The following is a 17,118-nucleotide window of genomic DNA, read 5'->3' on the forward strand; positions in this document are numbered from 1 at the left end:
CTTGCCGCTGCCGTTGGGGCCGACGAGCCCGACGATCGAACCGGCGGCCACGTCGATGTTCAGCCGGTCGACGAGCGCGCGCCCGGCCGCCTCGACCGTCAGGTCACGGAGGGAGAGGACCATCTAACGGCCTCCGAAGAGATAGCCGCGGCGGCGCATCAGGACGACGAACACCGGCACCCCGATCAGCGCCGTGATCACCCCGAGCGGCAGTTCCTCGGGCGCGAAGGCGGTACGGGCCACGAGGTCGACCCACACCATGAAGCAGGCTCCGGCCAGCGGCGCGACCGCGAGGACGCGTCGGTGCGTGGAGCCGACCCAGATCCGCACCACGTGCGGCAGCACGAGACCGACGAAGCCGATCGCTCCGCTGACCGCGACGATGAGCCCGGTGACGGCCGCGGTGAGGACGAACAGCCCGCGTCGCAGCGCGTCCGCGTCCACGCCCAGGCTGGCCGCGGTCTCGTCGCCGAGCGACAGCACGTCGAGCGAGCGGCTCTGCCGCAGCAGTACGACGATCGCGAGCAGCACCGCCGCCGTCACCAGCGGCAGGGACTCCCAGGTCGCCGAGCCGAGGCTGCCGAGCAGCCAGAACAGCACGGTCCGGGCGGCCTGCCCGTTCGGCGCGAGGAACACCAGAACGCTCATGAGCGCCTGGAAGCCGTACGCGAGAGCCACCCCGGTCAGCACCAGCCGCAGCGGCGTCAGCCCCAGCGGGCCGCGCGCGGCCAGATACACCAGCACGGTCGCGCCGAGGGCGCCGAGGAACGCGGCGGCCGACAGGGCGTACACCCCGAGGCCCGCGAAGATCCCGAAGACGAAGACGGCGGTCGCCCCCACGGAGGCGCCGGACGAGATGCCGAGCACGAACGGGTCCGCGAGGGCGTTGCGCACCAGCGCCTGGATGGCGACGCCCACGACGGAGAGCCCGGCTCCCACGACCGCGGCCAGCAAAACCCGCGGGGTGCGCACGTGCCAGACGATGGAGTACCCCGTCGCGTCGTCCGCGCCGATGGTGCCGCCGGTGAGGGCCGCGGTGAGGAAGCGCACGACGTCGCCGAGGGGTACGACGGTCGGTCCCAGCGCGATCCCGGCGAGGACGGAGAGCACGAGGGTCACGGAGAGCGCCACCAGCGTGGTCAGCAGCCGCCCGCGGCCCGCGGGCCGCCCTTCCTCCTCAGCGCCTTTCCCTGGTTCGCCGCGCGGGCGGGCGGCGCGGCTCGCGGGCGGCGTCGCTGATGCGGCCTCGGTCATGAAGTCCCCTCGTTCCCCTGCGTGTTGACGCGCGGGCACCTGCACGTGGACGCGCGGGCCGTGCTGAGTGCCGCCCGCAGAGCAGTAGTCGGCCGCGACTGCGTCAAAGTTCCCGCGCGTGCAAGGAGACTTCCGGACGGGTGCCGCTCACGATCAGCCGCTTCGAGTGGTTGTCGTACGGACCGCCGTCGAAGTCGCCGTAACAGCGCACGTCGGTGAAGCCGGCCGCCTCGAAGAGCGCGCGCAGCTCGGCCGCGCTGTAGAGGAAGGAGGTGATCGACGCCTCGCGCGCCTCCCCTTCCCGCACCAGCGTCCAGTCGGTGCGCAGCCGGGTCCAGCTGTCCAGGACGGTGTCGCGCTGCAGCACGTACGCACCGCCCGCCAGGTCGACGACCTGGGGCCGGCCGATCCAGCCCGCGAGGACCTCCTTGCCCATCACGTCGATGAGCAGGCGGCCGCCGGGCACGAGCGAGTCGTGGGCGTTGCGCAGCACGCGCTCGTTGTCCTGCGGATCGTCGAAGTAGCCGAACGAGGTGAAGAGGTTGACCACCACGTCGTACGTCTCCGGCTCGACGTGCGTCAGCATGTCGCCCCGCACCAGCCGTACGTCGACCCCGGCCGCCTCGCACGCGGCGTCGGCCCGCTTCAGCATGGCCGGGCTGAGGTCCACCCCGGTCACCGCGCAGCCGCCACGGGCCAGCGGCACGAGGTACAGGCCGGGTCCGCAGCACAGGTCGAGCACCCGGCTCCCGGCCGGGAAGCGGAGCAGCGACGACTCCGCCACGAGGGCCTCGACCTCCGTGCGCCTGCGCTCGGAGAACATGGTCTCGGCGAAGTCCGACCAGAATTCGTCGTCCTCGTACCAGTTCATGGGGCTGCTACCTCGTTCCAGTGCGTGGTGCGCAGGAGTGCGCAGGGGGCTCCGGTGCAGTGGTCGGACGGAGATCCGTTCTGGTTCCCGGCCCGCGGGTGATCATCGCGGTCTTCCCCGATGTCGACCTCTTCGACGTCACCGGCCCCGCCGAGGTCTTCGCGCTGGCCAACCGCGAGACGGCGGGCCGCGCGGGCTACGAGGTCCGGCTGGCCGGACCCGCCGCCGGTGCGGTCCGGACGCCGGCGGGTGTCCGGCTCCGCGCGGACCTCTCCTTCGACGAGGTCGGCGCGGACGTGGACACGCTGCTGGTGCCGGGCGCGGTCGACATGACCGACGAGGGGCCCGCGGCACGTGTGGATCCCACGGTGGTGGCGTGGGCGAAGGACACGGCCTTCCCGTCCAGCAGCCCCGCCGCGGCCAGCAGATGCGCGCCCACGCACAGACGGCGACCACCGACCCGATCTTCGTCCGCACCGATCGGGGGCGGCTGTGGACGAGGGCCGGGATCAGTGCCTGTCTGGATCTCGCGCTGGACCTGGTCGCCGAGGGCCGGGGCGAGCAGACCGCGCTGACCGTGGCCCGGCAGCTGGTCCTCTGTCTGAAACGGCAGGGCGGCCAGAGCCAGTTCTCGGTGCCGCTCGGCCACCACGCGGCGTGACATCGACGAGCTACGTCTGTGGATCACCGACCACCTCGACGACGACCTGTCCACGGGGGCACTGGCCGCCCGGATGTGTCTGAGCGAGCGGCACTTCGCCCGTGTCCTCACCCAGGAGGCGGGCACCGGCCCGGCGTCCTACGAGGAGGCCGCGCGCGTCGAGGACCGCCCGTCGCCTTCTGGAGACGACCGGTCATCCGCTCGAACAGGTCGCTTCCGCACCCGGGCCGACTGCCCCGCCCCCTTCCCCTACGGCACCGGCGTGATGGAGCTGCAGGGGACCGAGGAGGCGCTCGCGGCGGGCGCCCGTCTGCTGGGAGCGGGCCCGCGCAGCGGGCGTTCCGGTCGTCCACGTCATCAACGACGGCGGCGAGCACACGCCGTACGACATCCGCGCCCGCATCGGTTCCATCAGCGACGAGGTCGCCCCGCGGGAAGGCGAGCCCGGGCCGCCGCTCTGACCACCATCACGGACCGGTTCGGCCCGGTCGTCCGCACCGTCGACGGCCTGCCTGCCTGAGCGGCGCCGCCACCCTGCCCGACCACCCCGCCCGGCTGTCAGCCCAGCGTCGTCAAGAAGGTGTCGCACGCCTTCGCGCACCGACGGCACGCCTCGGCGCAGACCGCCGAGGCGGGGTGCGGGTCGCACAGGGCGGCGCACTGGAGGCAGACGGCGCGGCACCACTCGACCTGCATCCGGACCCGTTGCTCGTCCTGGTCGCTCTGTTCGGCCAGGACGCGGGACGTCGCGTCGCAGACGTCCGCGCAGGCGGTGTTGAGGCGCGTGAGGCCGCCGGGCTCCTCCGGGCCCGCGCGCACGGCACAGACGTGAACGCACTCGTCGCAGGCCTGAGCGCAGGCGAAGCGGTCCTCCAAGTAGCGGACGAGTTCCTGATGGTCCAGTTCCTCCGGCCCCCTCTCCCACGGGGTCGCGGAAGCGGTCACGGGGGTGTCGTACGCGGTTCTCACGGGGCCCTCCCTTCGGATCCCGAACGAGTAGCCGCGGCGGGGCGGGCCAAACCGGTCTCACGCGCCACCCTCGTACGCGCCACCCTCGCCCACGGCTCGCGCCGAGGTAGAACGAGCGGCATGACGACTCGCTCCGGAAGCCGCTCCGTGCCGACCTCGGAGATCGGTGACCGTCATCCGCTGTCGCTGGTCCTCGTCACCCTCACCGCCGTCAGCGGTCTCGTCGACGCCATCTGCTACCTCGGTCTCGGACGCGTCTTCACGGCCAACATGACGGGAAACGTCGTCGTCATCGGGTTCGCGCTGGCGGGGGCGCCGGGATTCTCCGTGACCGGCTCGCTCGTGTCGCTCTCGGCCTTCCTGGTCGGTGCCGTCGCGGCGGGCAGGCTCGCCGGCGCCTTCCGCGACCGGCACCGCGTGCCGTGGGTCCGCACCGCGGTGTGGATCGAGGCCGGGCTCCTCGGCATCGCCACCGCCGTCGCGTTCGCGACGGAGGGGAAGCCGCCCTACCCGGTGATCGTCCTGGTGGCCCTCGCGATGGGGCTGCGCAACGGCACCGTGGGCCGCCTTGCCGTGCCCGCCCTGACCACGACGGTCCTCACCGGCACCCTGGCGTCGCTGGCCGCCGATTCGCGCCTCGCCGGCGGCAGCGACCGGCGGGCAGCCCGCCGGGTCACCGCCGTGACCGCGATGATCGCGGGCGCGATCCTGGGCGCGTGGCTCGTCCTGAACCACGGGATCGGCTGGCCCCTGCTGCTGAGCACGCTGACCGCCGCCGCGGCTGCCCTCGCCTACCGCGAACGCGACTGAAGGGCTGCGTCAGGCACACGGCTCGAGGACCGCGTCACGCAGGTGGGCCCCGCCGCGACGGGGGAGACACGGCGGGGCCCACACATCGGGTGCCCGCTGAGAAGGCACTCACACCCACGTGTCGCATAGATTTCCGAGCTCGTCGGATGCGTGCATCCTCCCGTGGCAAGTTCACGCCCACACACCCCCTTCCCGCGTCCCGCCCGCACGGCCTCACTCGCACACACGTGCCCCCGGCGAGCCAAAGGGCCCCTGGGAACTCGTACTTGCAAAACCTTTCTGCCCACAATCCAGACGAATTCGGGTCCCACTTCCCGCACGCCTCTTGGCTCATTGACGCTGTTGTGCCGCGGGAGTAGGAAACCAGTAACATCCCGGGCTCATCCGGCGGTGGTCAATATAAGGGGGTAACCCATGGCCATCGATCAGAAACAGCTGCTCCAAGGAATTTACGACGCGATCTTCGACGCGCTCACCACCACTCCTTCCGGAATCGGCGGCGGACAGCCCATTCTGCGGCGGGCGCAGACCTACATGTCGCTGCAACTACCTGGAAATCCCGTGGACCCGGCGCAGTTCGCGAACCCGTGGTCCCCGAACAATCCGACCGGTTCCGTCGCGGCGAGCGAGAACTTCGCGACCCTGGTGGATCCCGTCCCCCTGATGACACCGGCCTACGCGGTCGGCGGCGTCAGCACCGACAACGTGTACGGCGAGATCGTCCGCGCGAACGTGAATCCACCACCCGCGGATCCCGAAGGGCAGAAGGCGTACGAGAAAGCTTTCAATCTGCTGTTCGTGGACGGCCAGGACTTCGACCAGGACGGCCTTCCCGTCACGGTGAAAGTCGACTCACCCCTGTACCGCAACTACAAGAACAAGATGCAGCTGTACACCGCCGCCCTGCTCAGCTACACGACGAACTTCCTCCAGTACGACCTGAGCAAACCGGAGGACCAGCGCAAGTGGGCCATCCTGGCGCCGGTGCTCAGGGCGCCCGTGGACCTGGCCTACCAGGACCTCCAGGCGGCCAGTCCCGGTGTGGTGGAGAGCGCCCTCGCCACCCTCGGGCAGTTCCAGCAGTCGAGCCTCGCGGGAATCTTCTCCCGGGCCCGCCAGACGTATCAGCAGACCAGGCGAGGAAGCCTCGTCGACGCCAACATCTTCTGGCATCTGTGCGAGGCCTTCCCCGGCAACTGGTTCGCGGAATCAGGAGCCGCGAACTTCACGGCATTGACGCTGACGTCCAACCGGCTCCGCATCAACGAGGAGTCGCGATTCGCCCGCTATGGCGCGGGCGGTGGGATCAATCTCGGTCTGTGGCGGGTCGGTGCGGCCGGCTCCACCGAAAGGACTCAGTACAGCCTGCACACCGAGACGTCGAACATGAACATCTCCTTCCGTTTCGGTCGGATCGAAATACGCCGCCGCTGGCTGGACACCTCACTGACGTCCTTGCGCGGCTGGAGCACGGCCGGACGCCGGCCGGGCGACTATTCGACCGGTGAGATCAGCGACAAGAACGAGGGCGTCTTCTCCCTGCTGCCGACCGCCTTCATCGTGGCCAGGGACATCAAGATAAGCGCGGACTGGGGAACCACGGACCTGCAGCGGGCCACACAGGCCACCTCGATACGCAGCAGCGTCGGAATAGGTCCTTTCTCCCTGTCGGGCAGTTACCAGAACAGCTCGTCGACCCGTCGGTTCGCGTCGTCCTTCGACGGCACGACCCTCACGGTGCCCGGCATGCAGATCGTCGCCTGGCTGAGCGGCCTGGTGCCCTACTCGCCGCCGACCGACGGTCCTCCCTCGGCCAGGGCGGAGCAGTTGGCCCTCGCGGCGGCCCGGCAGCCGGCCCGCCCCAATGTGTACGCCATACCGTGGCTGGAGTCCGCGGGCGGTGGCGACGGCGAAGCCACCACCGGCCAGGGCTCCTCGCCCGCTTCGGCCACCGAAAGCGTGCGGGAAGACGCAGTCGAGGCCACAGGTGCCACGGCCGCGCCCGCCCCCGACGCTCCCGGAAGTCGGTTCATCTCGACGGAGTCATGAGCACCGTCACCGGTCCCCGGCGACCTGCTCACACCGACCGCAAGGCCTCGGCGGCCTTGCGGTCGGCTGAGGTCGGCTGCGGTCTCCTCAGGTGACGTGCTCTGCGGACCGCTGCCTGATCGTCTGCACGATCGCCGAGAAGTCACGGTCCGCACCGCCCTCCGCGGCGAACTGCTCGTACAGTTCGGCCGCGCGCAGCCCGAGTGCGGCGTCCACACCCGTCGCGCGCGCCGCTCCGGCGGCCAGGCCGAGGTCCTTCGCCATGAGGGCGGCGGCGAAGCCCGGCCGGTAGTCGCGGTTGGCCGGGCTCGCGGGGACCGGTCCCGGCACCGGGCAGTTGGAGGTGAGCGCCCAGCACTGGCCGGAAGCGGTGGAGGCCACGTCGAAGAGCGCCTGCGCGGTCAGGCCCAGGCTCTCGCCGAGCACGAAGGCCTCGCTGACGGCGACCATCGAGACGCCGAGGATCATGTTGTTGCAGATCTTCGCCGCCTGCCCGGCACCGGCGGCCCCGCAGTGCACGGCGCGCTTTCCCATCGCGGCCAGCAAGGGTTCCGCCTCGTCGAACTCCCCCGTACCGCCGCCCGCCATGAAGGTCAGCGTCCCGGCCTCGGCCCCGACCACGCCGCCGGAGACCGGCGCGTCGAGGGCACGGTGACCCGTGGCGGCCGCGGCCTCGTGCGCGGCGCGGGCGTCCGCGACGTCGATGGTGGAGCAGTCGACGAACAGGGTCCCCGGCGCGGCCGCGGCGAGCAGTCCCTCGTCCCGGTAGAGCGCGAGGACGTGGCCTCCGGCCGGCAACATCGTGATCACCACGTCGGCGCCGGGCACCGCCTCGACGGCCGAGGCCGCGGGCACCACTCCCCTGGCCGCCGCGGCGGCCAGGGCCTCTGCCGACAGGTCGTGCCCGACGACGCGGTGCCCCGCCGCGACCAGGTTCGCGGCCATCGGTCCGCCCATGTTCCCGAGGCCGATGAACGCGATGGTCCTCGCCTCGGGCGCTCCTGCGCCTGCGGTCCCGCTCACCACGCCACCTCCTGCGTCACGGCGCCGCCGTCCAGGGCGAGTTCCCCGGCTCCGAGCGGCGCGAAGAAACGTGCGACGTCATCCGCGGTCACCCCGGCGAGCGTGCCGGGGTTCCAGCGCGGCGAGCGGTCCTTGTCGATGACCTGGGCACGGATGCCCTCCGCCAGGTCGGGCGAGGTCAGGGCGGCGCACGAGACGCGGTACTCCTGATCCAACACCGCTTCGAGCGAACCCAGTTCGCGTGCTCGCCGCAGCGCCTCGAGCGTCACCTTGAGGGCCGTGGGCGACCGGCCGAGCAGTGTCTCGGCGGCCTCCTTCGCCGCGCGCGAGCCGTCCGCCTGGAGACGGTCGACGATCTCCTCGACGGTTCCGGCGGCGTAGCAGTGGTCGATCCACTCCCGCTCGTCCGCGAGGTGGCCGGGCGGCGCGTCCTGGACGTACCGCGAGAGGACCTCGCGCACCGGCGCGTCGGCGAGGTCGGCGAGCAGGCGGGGCAGGGACGACGACGGTACGTAGTGGTCGGCGAGTCCGCACCTGAGCGCGTCACCGGCCGCCACCTGCGCCCCGGTGAGGGCGAGATGGGCACCGAGGCCGCCGGGCGCGAGGCCCAGGAGGTAGGTGCCGCCGACGTCGGGCACGAAGCCGATGCCGGTCTCGGGCATCGCCACCCGGGAGCGTTCGGTGACCACGCGCACGTCGGCATGGGCCGAGATGCCTACGCCGCCGCCCATCACGATGCCGTCCATGACGGCGACGAACGGCTTCGGGCAGCGGGCGATGCGCGCGTCGAGGCGGTACTCGTCGCGCCAGAAGTCCCGCGTCGCCGCTCCGTCGCCCGCCGTGACGTCCTGGTGGATGGCACGGATGTCGCCGCCCGCGCACAGACCCCGCTCCCCCGCGCCCGTAAGGACGACGGTCTCGATGGCTGGGTCCTGTTCCCAGGCGGTCAGCGCTTCGTCGATGCGGAGCACCATGGCGTGGGTGAGGGCGTTGAGGGCCCTGGGGCGGTCGAGGATCAGATGGCCCGCGCGGCCCTCGACGCGCAGCAGCACGGAGTCGACGGAGCCCTCGGCCGCCGTCATCGGACGGCCTCGGTCAGTCCCCGGGCCACGATCAGGCGCATGATCTCGTTGGTTCCTTCCAGGATCTGGTGGACCCGCAGGTCCCGGACGATCTTCTCGATGCCGTACTCGCTCAAGTAGCCGTATCCGCCGTGCAGTTGGAGGGCTCGGTCGGCCACGGAGTATCCGGTGTCGGTGGCGAAGCGCTTGGCCATGGCGCACAGCTGCGGGGCTCGCGGGTCGTCCCGGTCGAGCGCGTCGGCCGCCTGCCGCACCAGCGCACGGGCGGCGGACAGCTCGGTGGCCATGTCGGCGAGGCGGAACCGCAGCGCCTGGGCGTCCAGGAGGGACGCGCCGAACGCCTCGCGGTCGGCGAGGTAGGCCACGCTGCGGTGCAGTGCGCTCTGCGCGCCGCCGAGCGAGCAGGCCGCGATGCCGAGCCGTCCGCCGTTGAGGCCGGTCATGGCGATGCGGAAGCCCTCGCCCTCGGCGCCGAGGCGGCGGTCGGCCGGCACGCGCACGCCGTCGAGGAGCACTTGGCGGGTGGGCTGGGCGTTCCAGCCCATCTTCCGTTCGTCGGGGCCGAAGGTGAGGCCGGGGTCGTCCCGTTCGACGACGAACGCGGAGATGCCGCCCGGCCCTTCCTCGCCCGTGCGGGCCATGACGACGTACACGTTCGAGGTGCCCGCGCCGGAGATGAACTGCTTGACGCCGGTCAGGACGTACGTGTCGCCGTCGCGTTCGGCGCGGGTCCGCAGCGCCGCGGCATCCGATCCGGCGCCCGGCTCGGTGAGGCAGTAGCTGCCCAGTGACGCGGCGGTGCACAGGTCCGGCAGCCAGCGGGCCCGCTGGTTCCCGTCGCCGTACCGGTCGATCATCCAGGCGACCATGTTGTGGATGGAGAGGTATCCGGCGATGGAGGGGCAGCCGGTGGCGAGGGCCTCGAAGACGAGGGTCCCGTCGGTGCGGCCGAGGCCCGAACCGCCGTGCTCCTCGCGTACGTAGACACCGCCGAGGCCCAGCTCGGCGGCCTTGCGGAGCACGTCCACGGGGAAGTGCTTGTCGCGGTCCCAGGCGACGGCGTGCGGCGCGAGGTGCTCCTCGGCGAAGTCGAGCGTCACCTCGGCCAGCGCCAGCTGGTCCTTGGTGAGGGGTGCGCCCATGGTGGTCATCGCCGTCATCCCATCGTCGGGAGGGTGAAGCTCGCGCCTTCCCTGACCCCGGAGGGCCAGCGCGAGGTGACGGTCTTGGTGCGGGTGTAGAAGCGGACGGCGTCGGGACCGTGCTGGTTCAGGTCGCCGAAGCCGGACCGCTTCCAGCCGCCGAAGGTGTGGTAGGCCACCGGGACGGGGATCGGCACGTTGACGCCGACCATGCCCGCGCCGACGCGGCGCGTGAAGTCGCGGGCGGTGTCGCCGTCCCTGGTGAAGATCGCGACGCCGTTGCCGTAGGGGTGTTCGCTGGGCAGGCGCAGGGCCGTCTCGTAGTCCGCCGCGCGGGCCACGCACAGCACGGGGCCGAAGATCTCCTCGCGGTAGATCCGCATGCGCGGCGAGACGCGGTCGAAGAGGGTGGCTCCGGCGAAGAAGCCGTTCTCGTGTCCGGGCAGGGTGAAGTCGCGTCCGTCCACGACGAGTTCGGCGCCTTCGTTGACGCCGATGTCCACGTAGCGGCGGACCCGGTCGAGGGCGTCCCGGCTCACCAGCGGCCCGAAGTCGGCCTCCGGGTCGTCGGACCGTCCGATGCGCAGTTCGGCGACGCGTTCCTTGAGCCGGGTGACGAGCGCGTCGGCGGTCTCCTCGCCGACGGGGACGGCGACCGAGATGGCCATGCAGCGCTCCCCCGCCGAACCGTATCCGGCGCCGATGAGGGCGTCCACGGCCTGGTCGAGGTCGGCGTCCGGCATCACGATCATGTGGTTCTTGGCGCCGCCGAAGCACTGGGCGCGCTTGCCGTGCGCGGCGGCGGTGGCGTAGATGCGCGCGGCGATCGGGGTGGATCCGACGAAGCCGAGCGCTTGGACGCGCGGGTCTTCGATGAGGGTGTCCACCGCTTCCTTGCCGCCGTTGACGACGTTCAGGACCCCGGGCGGCAGGCCGGCCTCCAGGAACAGCTCGGCGAGCCGGAGCGGCACGGAGGGTGCGCGTTCGGACGGCTTGAGGAGGAAGGAGTTGCCGCAGGCCAGCGCGGGGGCCGCCTTCCACAGCGGGATCATCGCGGGGAAGTTGAACGGGGTGATGCCCGCGGTGACGCCGAGCGGTACGCGCAGGGAGTGCACGTCGATGCCGGTGCCCGCGTTGTCGGTGAACTCACCCTTCTGCAGGTGCGGGATGCCCGCGGCGAACTCCACCACTTCCAGGCCGCGTTGCAGATCGCCGTGGGCATCGGCGACGGTCTTCCCGTGCTCGCCGGAGAGCAGCCGGGCCAACGACTCCCGCTCCCCCTCGACGAGTTGCAGGAACCGCAGCATCACACGGGCACGCCGCTGCGGATTCCACTCGCCCCACTCGCGCTGGGCGGACTCGGCATCGGCGATCGCCGCGGCGGTCTCCGCCCGCCCGGCCAGCGGCACCTGTGCCTGTACGGCGCCGGAGTTGGGGTCGTACACGTCGGCGAAGAGCCCGGACGTGCCGGGCACGTGCTTGCCGCCGATGAAATGTGTCAGTTCACGGACCATGAGAGCCTGCTCTCGTCAGGTGAGTCCGGGGATGGCACGGCAGGCCGACGGCGCCACCGGGTGGGGTGGGCGGGCGGTTCTGTCGTGGGACGCGAAGGCTAGGAGCCGTCGTGGAGTCGGGCGCCGGCCGGGGCCGTCGCTCGCTTCGCCGGATCACCTGGGTCGTGGGTACGGACCGGTGCCATGCGTGTCTGCTCCATCCTCGTGGACAACACGGAACACCCCACGGCCGGTATCCTGACTCCCGGATCAGCGCGCGTTCTCCCGCCTTCCCGACGGGACTTGTCCGTCAGTGGCGTATCGCTCGGCGAGAACGCACTCCCCGGTCACAGTGGCGGGACCGCGCCGGATTCACACCGGCTTCCCTGCACCGCGGGCTCTGGTCACGAAGATATAGTTGGACGTCCTAGTAAGTCCACCCCCACCTTTCGGCGGCGGTCACTGACCGTCCTTCAGCCTGATGATTTTCCCGTTCTTGTCGAGCGTGTGATCGCTCCAGTACTTGTCCCACTTGTCCCCGACATGCTCGGGGACCTTCCCCTCCGGGTAGCGGGCGTAGCCCTTCGGCGGCTCCTCCCCGTCGGGCTGGCACGCGGACCCGCCGCCGCCCACCCGCAGGACCGGATACTCGCCGCCGCCGCACGTCGCGTCCTCCATGGAACAGCCGGTCAGCGCCGCGGCCGCGGCCGCCCCCGCAAGCGCGAGCCCCACGAGGGAGCGCACCGGCCGACCACCGGACACGCGTGACACCGGGCGAACTCGGATGCTGCTGCGCACAGTTCTCTTCCTCTCTTCGACTTGTGCGTCCAGCCTGCGCGAACGATGGGACGCACATCATGAGTACGAGTACTCAGACGACCTGTGCGCCCTACTTGACCACGCCGCCCACCACCCCTCCACGCCAAAGTGAGCCACTTTGGCTCGCAATGGTGCCACGCGGTGCCACGATTGTGCCATGCTGGCGTCACGGCACTTTCCGCGCCCGTAACGGAGGGGACACCCATGCAGATCGACTTGTCGACCGATCCCGTCAGCAGTTTCCCGGCGGCCCGCTCCAAGGGCTGCCCGTTCGATCCGCCCGCCGAGCTGACACGGCTGCGCGAGGAACGGCCGCTCACGCGACTGCGGTTCCCCGACGGGCACATGGGATGGCTGGCCACCGGTCACCCCGCGGTCCGCGCGGTTCTGAGCGACTCGCGTTTCAGCTCGCGCTACGAACTGCAGCACATGCCGTTCGTCACCGGCTTCACCGGCGAGCTGCCGCCCGCCCCCACGGGCGACCTCACCGGCATCGACGCCCCCGAGCACACGCGCTACCGGCGGCTGCTCGCAGGGAAGTTCACCGTGCGCCGGATGCGCCTGCTCACCGAACGCGTCGAGCGGATCACCGCCGACCACCTGGACGCCATGGAGCGCCAGGGCCCGGTCGTCGACCTTCTGCAGGCGTACGCGCGCCCCGTCCCCGCGCTCATGATCTGCGAGCTGCTCGGCGTGCCCCATGCCGATCAGGACATGTTCCAGCGGCACACCGAGACGTCCATGACGCTGAGCTCCACGGAGGAGGAGCGCACGGCAGCCATGGTCGCGATCGAGGAATACATGCGGGAGCTGGTCCTGCGGAAGCGCGCCGACCCGACCGACGACCTACTGAGCGACCTGACCGGCAGCGACCTCACCGACGAGGAGCTCACGGGCATCGGCGGCTTCCTGCTGGGCGCGGGTCTCGACACCACCGCCAACATGATCGCGTTCGGCACCTTCGCCCTGCTGGCCAACCCGGACCAACTCGCCGCCCTCCGCGCGGAACCGGAACTCGCCGATCAGGCCGTCGAGGAACTGATGCGGTACGCCACCATCGCCCAGACCGGTCTGCGTGCCGCACTGGAGGACGTGGAGGTGGAGGGCCACCTCATCAAGAAGGGCGAGTCCGTCGCCCTCTCCATGGAGGCCGCCAACCGCGACCCGGCGAAGTTCCCCGACCCCGACACCCTCGACCTGCGCCGCAAGTCGACCGGCCACCTGGGCTTCGGCCACGGCATCCATCAGTGCCTGGGCCAGCAACTGGCCCGCGTCGAGATGCGGGTGGCCTTCCCTGCACTGGTCACCCGATTCCCGACCCTGCGGCTCGCCGCCGCACCCGAGGACGTACCGCTGCGGGAGGGTATGAACATCTTCGGCGTCCACGAGCTCCCCGTCACATGGGGGGACGCCACCACGGCCGGGTGAGCCCGGGTCGGCCCGCCCCTGCGCCGCGACGGATCGTTTCACCCCTACTCGTCGCGTGCGGCCCGTCGTTCGGCGATCGCAGCCGTGACCGTCGCGTACAACTCGTCGGACGTGAAGCCGAGATGGCGCAGGACCTGCGCGGCCCGGCTCTCCTCGGCTCGCATCAGACCGAGCAGCATGTGCTCCGTACCGACCCAGTCGTGACCGAGGTCGGACGACACGCGGCGCGCCTGCTCGATCACCTCTTTGCTCTCCGGCCGGAACGCGATGTGCCCGCGCAGCGCCTTCGTCCCGGCCGGGGGCAGCACTCCCTCGATCGCGTCGCGGACGCGCCGCTCCGATCCGGCTTTCGCCACCAGCACCTCGTGCGCCAGGCCCTGCGTTTCGCCGAGGAGGCCGAGCAGGAGGTGTTCGGTGCCGATCGAGTCGTGCTTGTGCGTCCGGGCGGCCTCCTGCGCCAGCACGATGCCGTGCCGGTTCAGCTCGGTGAACCGCTCGAAGGGGCCGGGCGCGTGGCGCTGCTGGGCGGCCTGCTTGGACACCCCGATCGCGTCACCGATCTCGGTCCAGGACGCGCCGGTCTGCTTGGCCTTGCTGACGTAGTGGTCGATGAGCTGGTCACCGAGGTCGGACAGGGTCTGGGCACGAAGCCGCGCCTCACTGATGCGGGCCAGTTCGTTGCTCTCGGGGAGCTCCTCGTCCAGACGGGCGATCAGGTCGGCGAGGCTGATATCGAGTGGACTCATGCGTCAATCGTAAGTTGACGACCTTCGATCGTCAACCTGTAATTGACGATCGGCGCCAGGTTTACCGATCGCCTCTGCTCAAGGGACCGTGATCCGTACTGTCGAGCGACGTGATCGCTCGATCGTGAGTTCTTGCGCACCCGTGACCGACATGACGCGATGCTCGCAAGGGCGGCGGATGACCGACGTCGTGTGATCGCGTACTGGGTGGGGACGTGGCATGACTCTGGAAGAGGAACGACGGCGTGCGGGCCTGGACGGCCGGGCCGTACTGCTGGTGGCCGGGCTGGCCGATCTGGCGGTGAGCACGGTGGGTTCAGCGCTGGGCACCGTCCGCGGGGCACTGCTCCGCTCCGACACCGCGGAGCTGGCGGCGGAGGCCGAGCACGACCTCCTGGCGCGCGGCCGCCTCGCGCTGGACCGGTACGCGGCCACGCCCCCGGCCCACCTGGAGATCCTGGCCCGGCGTGCCCTCGCCCGACAGGCCGCCGATGACGAGTGATCAGTGCGGGCCGGACACGCTCAAGACCCGCGTCGACGACACACTGCACCGCTTCGTCGCCGAGGAGGCGGACCGGCTCGCGGAGATCGACCCGCTCTTGGCCCCGGTGGCCGGGCAGTTGGAGGCGGCGGTCGCGGACGGCAAGCGGCTGCGGTCCGCGTTCTGTTACTGGGGCTGGCGCGCGGTGGGACAGCAGGACAGCGACGCGCTCGTACGGGCCGCGGCCTCCATGGAACTCGTGCACGCGGCGGCGGTCGTGCACGACGACCTCATCGACGACAGCCCGCTGCGGCACGGGCGGCCCACCGCTCACCGGGCCTTGCGCGCCGCCGTACGAAGCCGCCCGCGTGCCGACGCCGCGGCCCGGTCCCTTGCGATGCTGGTGGGAGACCTGCTGATGGCGATGGCCGGGCAGCTCTTCGCCACCAGCGGTCTGCCCGCCGCGTACCTGTCCCGGGCTCGCCCGCTGTGGGCGGTGATGGCCCGTGAGCTGATCGCGGGCGAGTGCCTGGAAATCCTCCGTACCGGAACCGACCCGGACACCACGGCCTCGCTGAAGGTGATCCGCTACAAGACCGCCAAGTACACGGTCGAGCAGCCCTTGCTCATCGGAGGGGCCCTGGCCGGGGCGGGGGCGCGGCTGCGCGAGGGCTACCGGGCCTACGGACTGCCGCTGGGGGAGGCGTTCCAGTTGCGGGACGACCTGCTCGGCCTGTTCGGGGACCCGGACGTGACGGGCAAGGCCAACGCCGACGACGTGCAGGGCCACCGGCCGACGGCCCTGCTGGCAGAGACATGGCGCCTCGCCGACGACGACGAGCGGGAGCGGCTCCGCTCGCTGCTCGGCCGACGCGACCCGGGCCAGGAAGGGCTGCAGGCGGTGCGCGAGCTGATGCTCGGGCTCGGGGCGCCCGCCCGCGTCGAGGACATGATCAGTGCGCGCGTGGCGGAAGCGCTCGACGCCCTGCACGAGCTGGACGTCCCGCCGCACGCCACCGCTGCCCTGACCGCGCTGGCCGGTTCGGCGGCGCTGCGCCTCTCCTGAACCAGCCTCTCCACCGCCCTGACACCGCCTCTCCATGGAAGACGAGGAAGCCGCCATGCCCTGCTCCGAGGCATCGATGAACACCCTGCGACAGGCCGGTGACGAACTCGCCGACGCCACCGTCGCCACACTCTTCGAACGCGGTCAGGTGGGCACGTTCAACACCCTGATGCGCTACGTCTCCACCGCCGGCGCCCCCCTCCCGGACGGGCTCCCCGACGTCGCGCGCGAATATCTGGAGGCCACCCGTGTCCCGCCGGCGTGGGTGGACTGGGGGGAGATGGAGAAGGCCCGCCTGTTCTTCATCGACAACAACGTGCACATCTCCACCGCGTTGTCCTTCGCCTCCATGCCCGCCTGCTACGTCGTCCCGCACGTGGCGAAGCTCCTTTCGGCCACTCACGGACTGAAGTACCCCTCCAAACGGATGGCGGAGACCGGGCAGTTCACCGTCTATCTGATGCAGCCCGACGCCTTCGAGAGCGGCAGCCGCTTCATCCCCGCCGCCCAGAAGGTCCGCCTCCTGCACGCCTCCATCCGCCACCACCTCGTACGCGAGAACCGGTGGGACACCGACGCGCTCGGCACGCCGATCTGCCAGGAGGACATGATCGGCGGGCAGATGTTCTTCTCGATGCTCGTCCTGGACAGCCTGCACCGCCTGGGCATCCACATGTCGACGGAGGGCGCGGAAGCGTACTACTACGCCTGGCGCGTGGTCGGTGCGATGCTCGGCGTCGACCAGGACGCCGTCCCCAAGACCCTCGACGAGGCCCGCCACTTCCTCGACCTGTACATGGTCCGGCACATGGCGCCCTCGCAGGAGGGCGCGCACCTCACTCGGCAGCTCATCGACCTCTACGAGGAGGTGGTGCCCGGCACCCTCCTCGACCCGATCGTCTCCGCCCTCATCCGCTACCTCGTCGGAGACACCTGCGCCGACTGGCTCGCGGTGCCCCGCACCCCGTGGGACACCGTCGTCAAGACCGTGCCCCACCTCCTCGGCGTCCTGGAGACCATTGAGGACCACTCCCCGCTCGGCTCCTGGGCACTGGACCGTCTGGGTCACCTCGTCAGCGTCCTCGAACTGTCCTCGCTCACCCGTGGACGCGTCATGCACTACGCCATTCCCGAGCAGCTCAAGAAGGACTACGGCGTCTCCCACGCGGTGCCCCGCACCCACCGGTGGACCCCGCCCGCCGCCACGGTGTGAGTGCCAGGGCG

The 17,118-nt window shown here is 71.1% G+C and carries 15 protein-coding genes, 2 pseudogenes and 1 riboswitch; of the genes and pseudogenes, 8 read left to right on the forward strand and 9 right to left on the reverse strand.

The genetic code is table 11. The annotated features are described in order from the left end of the window. Positions 1-123: 123 nt before the first annotated feature. Positions 124-1,254 carry a FecCD family ABC transporter permease gene (locus AOK03_RS25260; protein ID WP_079074949.1) on the reverse strand — a complete coding sequence of 377 codons (1,131 nt, stop codon included), beginning with the start codon at positions 1,252-1,254 and terminating at the stop codon, positions 124-126. Between the two features lie 103 nt (positions 1,255-1,357). Next, a complete protein-coding gene (locus tag AOK03_RS25265) occupies positions 1,358-2,125 on the reverse strand; it encodes a class I SAM-dependent methyltransferase (RefSeq protein ID WP_055567635.1) in 768 nt (255 codons plus the stop codon). A gap of 80 nt (positions 2,126-2,205) precedes the next feature. On the opposite strand from AOK03_RS25265, the pseudogene AOK03_RS41205 reads away from it, so the two are divergent. Continuing rightward, positions 2,206-3,013: pseudogene (locus AOK03_RS41205) on the forward strand (GlxA family transcriptional regulator); the annotation flags it as partial. Positions 3,014-3,036: 23 nt separating this feature from the next. Next, a pseudogene (locus AOK03_RS44255) lies at positions 3,037-3,229 on the forward strand (cysteine hydrolase family protein); the annotation flags it as partial. 115 nt (positions 3,230-3,344) lie between these two features. On the opposite strand, the gene AOK03_RS25275 reads toward AOK03_RS44255, so the two are convergent. Further along, positions 3,345-3,689 carry a four-helix bundle copper-binding protein gene (locus AOK03_RS25275; protein ID WP_055567657.1) on the reverse strand — a complete coding sequence of 115 codons (345 nt, stop codon included), beginning with the start codon at positions 3,687-3,689 and terminating at the stop codon, positions 3,345-3,347. 186 nt (positions 3,690-3,875) lie between these two features. Here AOK03_RS25275 and AOK03_RS25280 point away from each other — a divergent pair, with 186 nt between their 5' ends. Continuing rightward, positions 3,876-4,565: a YoaK family protein gene (locus AOK03_RS25280; RefSeq protein ID WP_055567637.1), complete on the forward strand. Its 690-nt coding sequence runs from the start codon at positions 3,876-3,878 to the stop codon at positions 4,563-4,565. Positions 4,566-4,979: 414 nt separating this feature from the next. Continuing rightward, positions 4,980-6,614 carry a hypothetical protein gene (locus tag AOK03_RS25285; protein ID WP_157869077.1) on the forward strand — a complete coding sequence of 545 codons (1,635 nt, stop codon included), beginning with the start codon at positions 4,980-4,982 and terminating at the stop codon, positions 6,612-6,614. A gap of 87 nt (positions 6,615-6,701) precedes the next feature. Here the strand turns inward: AOK03_RS25285 and mmsB are convergent, their stop codons facing one another. The 5 genes from mmsB to AOK03_RS25310 form a co-directional block, all read right to left on the reverse strand. Then, positions 6,702-7,637: a 3-hydroxyisobutyrate dehydrogenase gene (gene mmsB, locus AOK03_RS25290; protein ID WP_279616332.1), complete on the reverse strand. Its 936-nt coding sequence runs from the start codon at positions 7,635-7,637 to the stop codon at positions 6,702-6,704. Continuing rightward, positions 7,634-8,719, reverse strand: a complete 1,086-nt coding sequence (locus tag AOK03_RS25295; protein WP_055567639.1) for an enoyl-CoA hydratase/isomerase family protein — start codon at positions 8,717-8,719, stop codon at positions 7,634-7,636. Before AOK03_RS25295 ends, mmsB begins: the two co-directional genes overlap by 4 nt. Next, positions 8,716-9,879, reverse strand: coding sequence for an acyl-CoA dehydrogenase family protein (locus AOK03_RS25300; RefSeq protein ID WP_425264407.1), 1,164 nt, complete (start codon positions 9,877-9,879; stop codon positions 8,716-8,718). Before AOK03_RS25300 ends, AOK03_RS25295 begins: the two co-directional genes overlap by 4 nt. After that, the gene (locus AOK03_RS25305) at positions 9,876-11,375 is read right to left on the reverse strand and encodes a CoA-acylating methylmalonate-semialdehyde dehydrogenase (RefSeq protein WP_055567640.1); all 1,500 of its coding nucleotides are present in this window, start codon (positions 11,373-11,375) and stop codon (positions 9,876-9,878) included. Before AOK03_RS25305 ends, AOK03_RS25300 begins: the two co-directional genes overlap by 4 nt. Positions 11,376-11,585: 210 nt before the next feature. Continuing rightward, positions 11,586-11,765: riboswitch (cobalamin riboswitch) on the reverse strand. Positions 11,766-11,813: 48 nt separating this feature from the next. Further along, positions 11,814-12,116: an SCO0607 family lipoprotein gene (locus tag AOK03_RS25310; RefSeq protein WP_425264408.1), complete on the reverse strand. Its 303-nt coding sequence runs from the start codon at positions 12,114-12,116 to the stop codon at positions 11,814-11,816. A 261-nt stretch (positions 12,117-12,377) separates the two neighbouring features. Here AOK03_RS25310 and AOK03_RS25315 point away from each other — a divergent pair, with 261 nt between their 5' ends. Further along, on the forward strand, positions 12,378-13,601 hold the full coding sequence (locus tag AOK03_RS25315; protein WP_055567642.1) for a cytochrome P450: 1,224 nt from the start codon (positions 12,378-12,380) through the stop codon (positions 13,599-13,601). Between the two features lie 44 nt (positions 13,602-13,645). Here the strand turns inward: AOK03_RS25315 and AOK03_RS25320 are convergent, their stop codons facing one another. Then, the gene (locus AOK03_RS25320) at positions 13,646-14,347 is read right to left on the reverse strand and encodes a Clp protease N-terminal domain-containing protein (protein ID WP_055567643.1); all 702 of its coding nucleotides are present in this window, start codon (positions 14,345-14,347) and stop codon (positions 13,646-13,648) included. A 220-nt stretch (positions 14,348-14,567) separates the two neighbouring features. Between AOK03_RS25320 and AOK03_RS25325 the strand changes: the two genes are divergently transcribed. Genes AOK03_RS25325 through AOK03_RS25335 form a run of 3 tightly spaced genes read left to right on the forward strand, consistent with a single transcriptional unit; the run spans position 14,568 to position 17,107 of the window. Continuing rightward, positions 14,568-14,849, forward strand: coding sequence for a hypothetical protein (locus AOK03_RS25325; protein ID WP_055567644.1), 282 nt, complete (start codon positions 14,568-14,570; stop codon positions 14,847-14,849). Beyond that, complete coding sequence (locus AOK03_RS25330; RefSeq protein WP_055567645.1) at positions 14,839-15,894, forward strand: polyprenyl synthetase family protein; 1,056 nt, start codon at positions 14,839-14,841, stop codon at positions 15,892-15,894. The genes AOK03_RS25325 and AOK03_RS25330 overlap by 11 nt, the downstream gene beginning before the upstream one ends. A 55-nt stretch (positions 15,895-15,949) precedes the next feature. Further along, positions 15,950-17,107 carry an oxygenase MpaB family protein gene (locus tag AOK03_RS25335; protein WP_055567660.1) on the forward strand — a complete coding sequence of 386 codons (1,158 nt, stop codon included), beginning with the start codon at positions 15,950-15,952 and terminating at the stop codon, positions 17,105-17,107. Positions 17,108-17,118: the final 11 nt, after the last annotated feature.

Source organism: Streptomyces atriruber (genome assembly GCF_001418325.1).
Classification (GTDB): domain Bacteria; phylum Actinomycetota; class Actinomycetes; order Streptomycetales; family Streptomycetaceae; genus Streptomyces; species Streptomyces atriruber.

Excerpts from the sequence above, each read along its gene's own strand:
- AOK03_RS25305 (WP_055567640.1), bottom strand. The coding sequence starts at position 11,375 with ATGGTCCGTGAACTGACACATTTCATCGGCGGCAAGCACGTGCCCGGC.
- AOK03_RS25325 (WP_055567644.1), top strand. The coding sequence starts at position 14,568 with ATGACTCTGGAAGAGGAACGACGGCGTGCGGGCCTGGACGGCCGGGCC.
- AOK03_RS25300 (WP_425264407.1), bottom strand. The coding sequence starts at position 9,879 with ATGACGGCGATGACCACCATGGGCGCACCCCTCACCAAGGACCAGCTG.
- AOK03_RS25330 (WP_055567645.1), top strand. The coding sequence starts at position 14,839 with ATGACGAGTGATCAGTGCGGGCCGGACACGCTCAAGACCCGCGTCGAC.
- AOK03_RS25295 (WP_055567639.1), bottom strand. The coding sequence starts at position 8,719 with ATGACGGCGGCCGAGGGCTCCGTCGACTCCGTGCTGCTGCGCGTCGAG.
- AOK03_RS25265 (WP_055567635.1), bottom strand. The coding sequence starts at position 2,125 with ATGAACTGGTACGAGGACGACGAATTCTGGTCGGACTTCGCCGAGACC.
- AOK03_RS25320 (WP_055567643.1), bottom strand. The coding sequence starts at position 14,347 with ATGAGTCCACTCGATATCAGCCTCGCCGACCTGATCGCCCGTCTGGAC.
- AOK03_RS25260 (WP_079074949.1), bottom strand. The coding sequence starts at position 1,254 with ATGACCGAGGCCGCATCAGCGACGCCGCCCGCGAGCCGCGCCGCCCGC.
- AOK03_RS25335 (WP_055567660.1), top strand. The coding sequence starts at position 15,950 with ATGCCCTGCTCCGAGGCATCGATGAACACCCTGCGACAGGCCGGTGAC.
- AOK03_RS25285 (WP_157869077.1), top strand. The coding sequence starts at position 4,980 with ATGGCCATCGATCAGAAACAGCTGCTCCAAGGAATTTACGACGCGATC.
- AOK03_RS25315 (WP_055567642.1), top strand. The coding sequence starts at position 12,378 with ATGCAGATCGACTTGTCGACCGATCCCGTCAGCAGTTTCCCGGCGGCC.
- AOK03_RS25280 (WP_055567637.1), top strand. The coding sequence starts at position 3,876 with ATGACGACTCGCTCCGGAAGCCGCTCCGTGCCGACCTCGGAGATCGGT.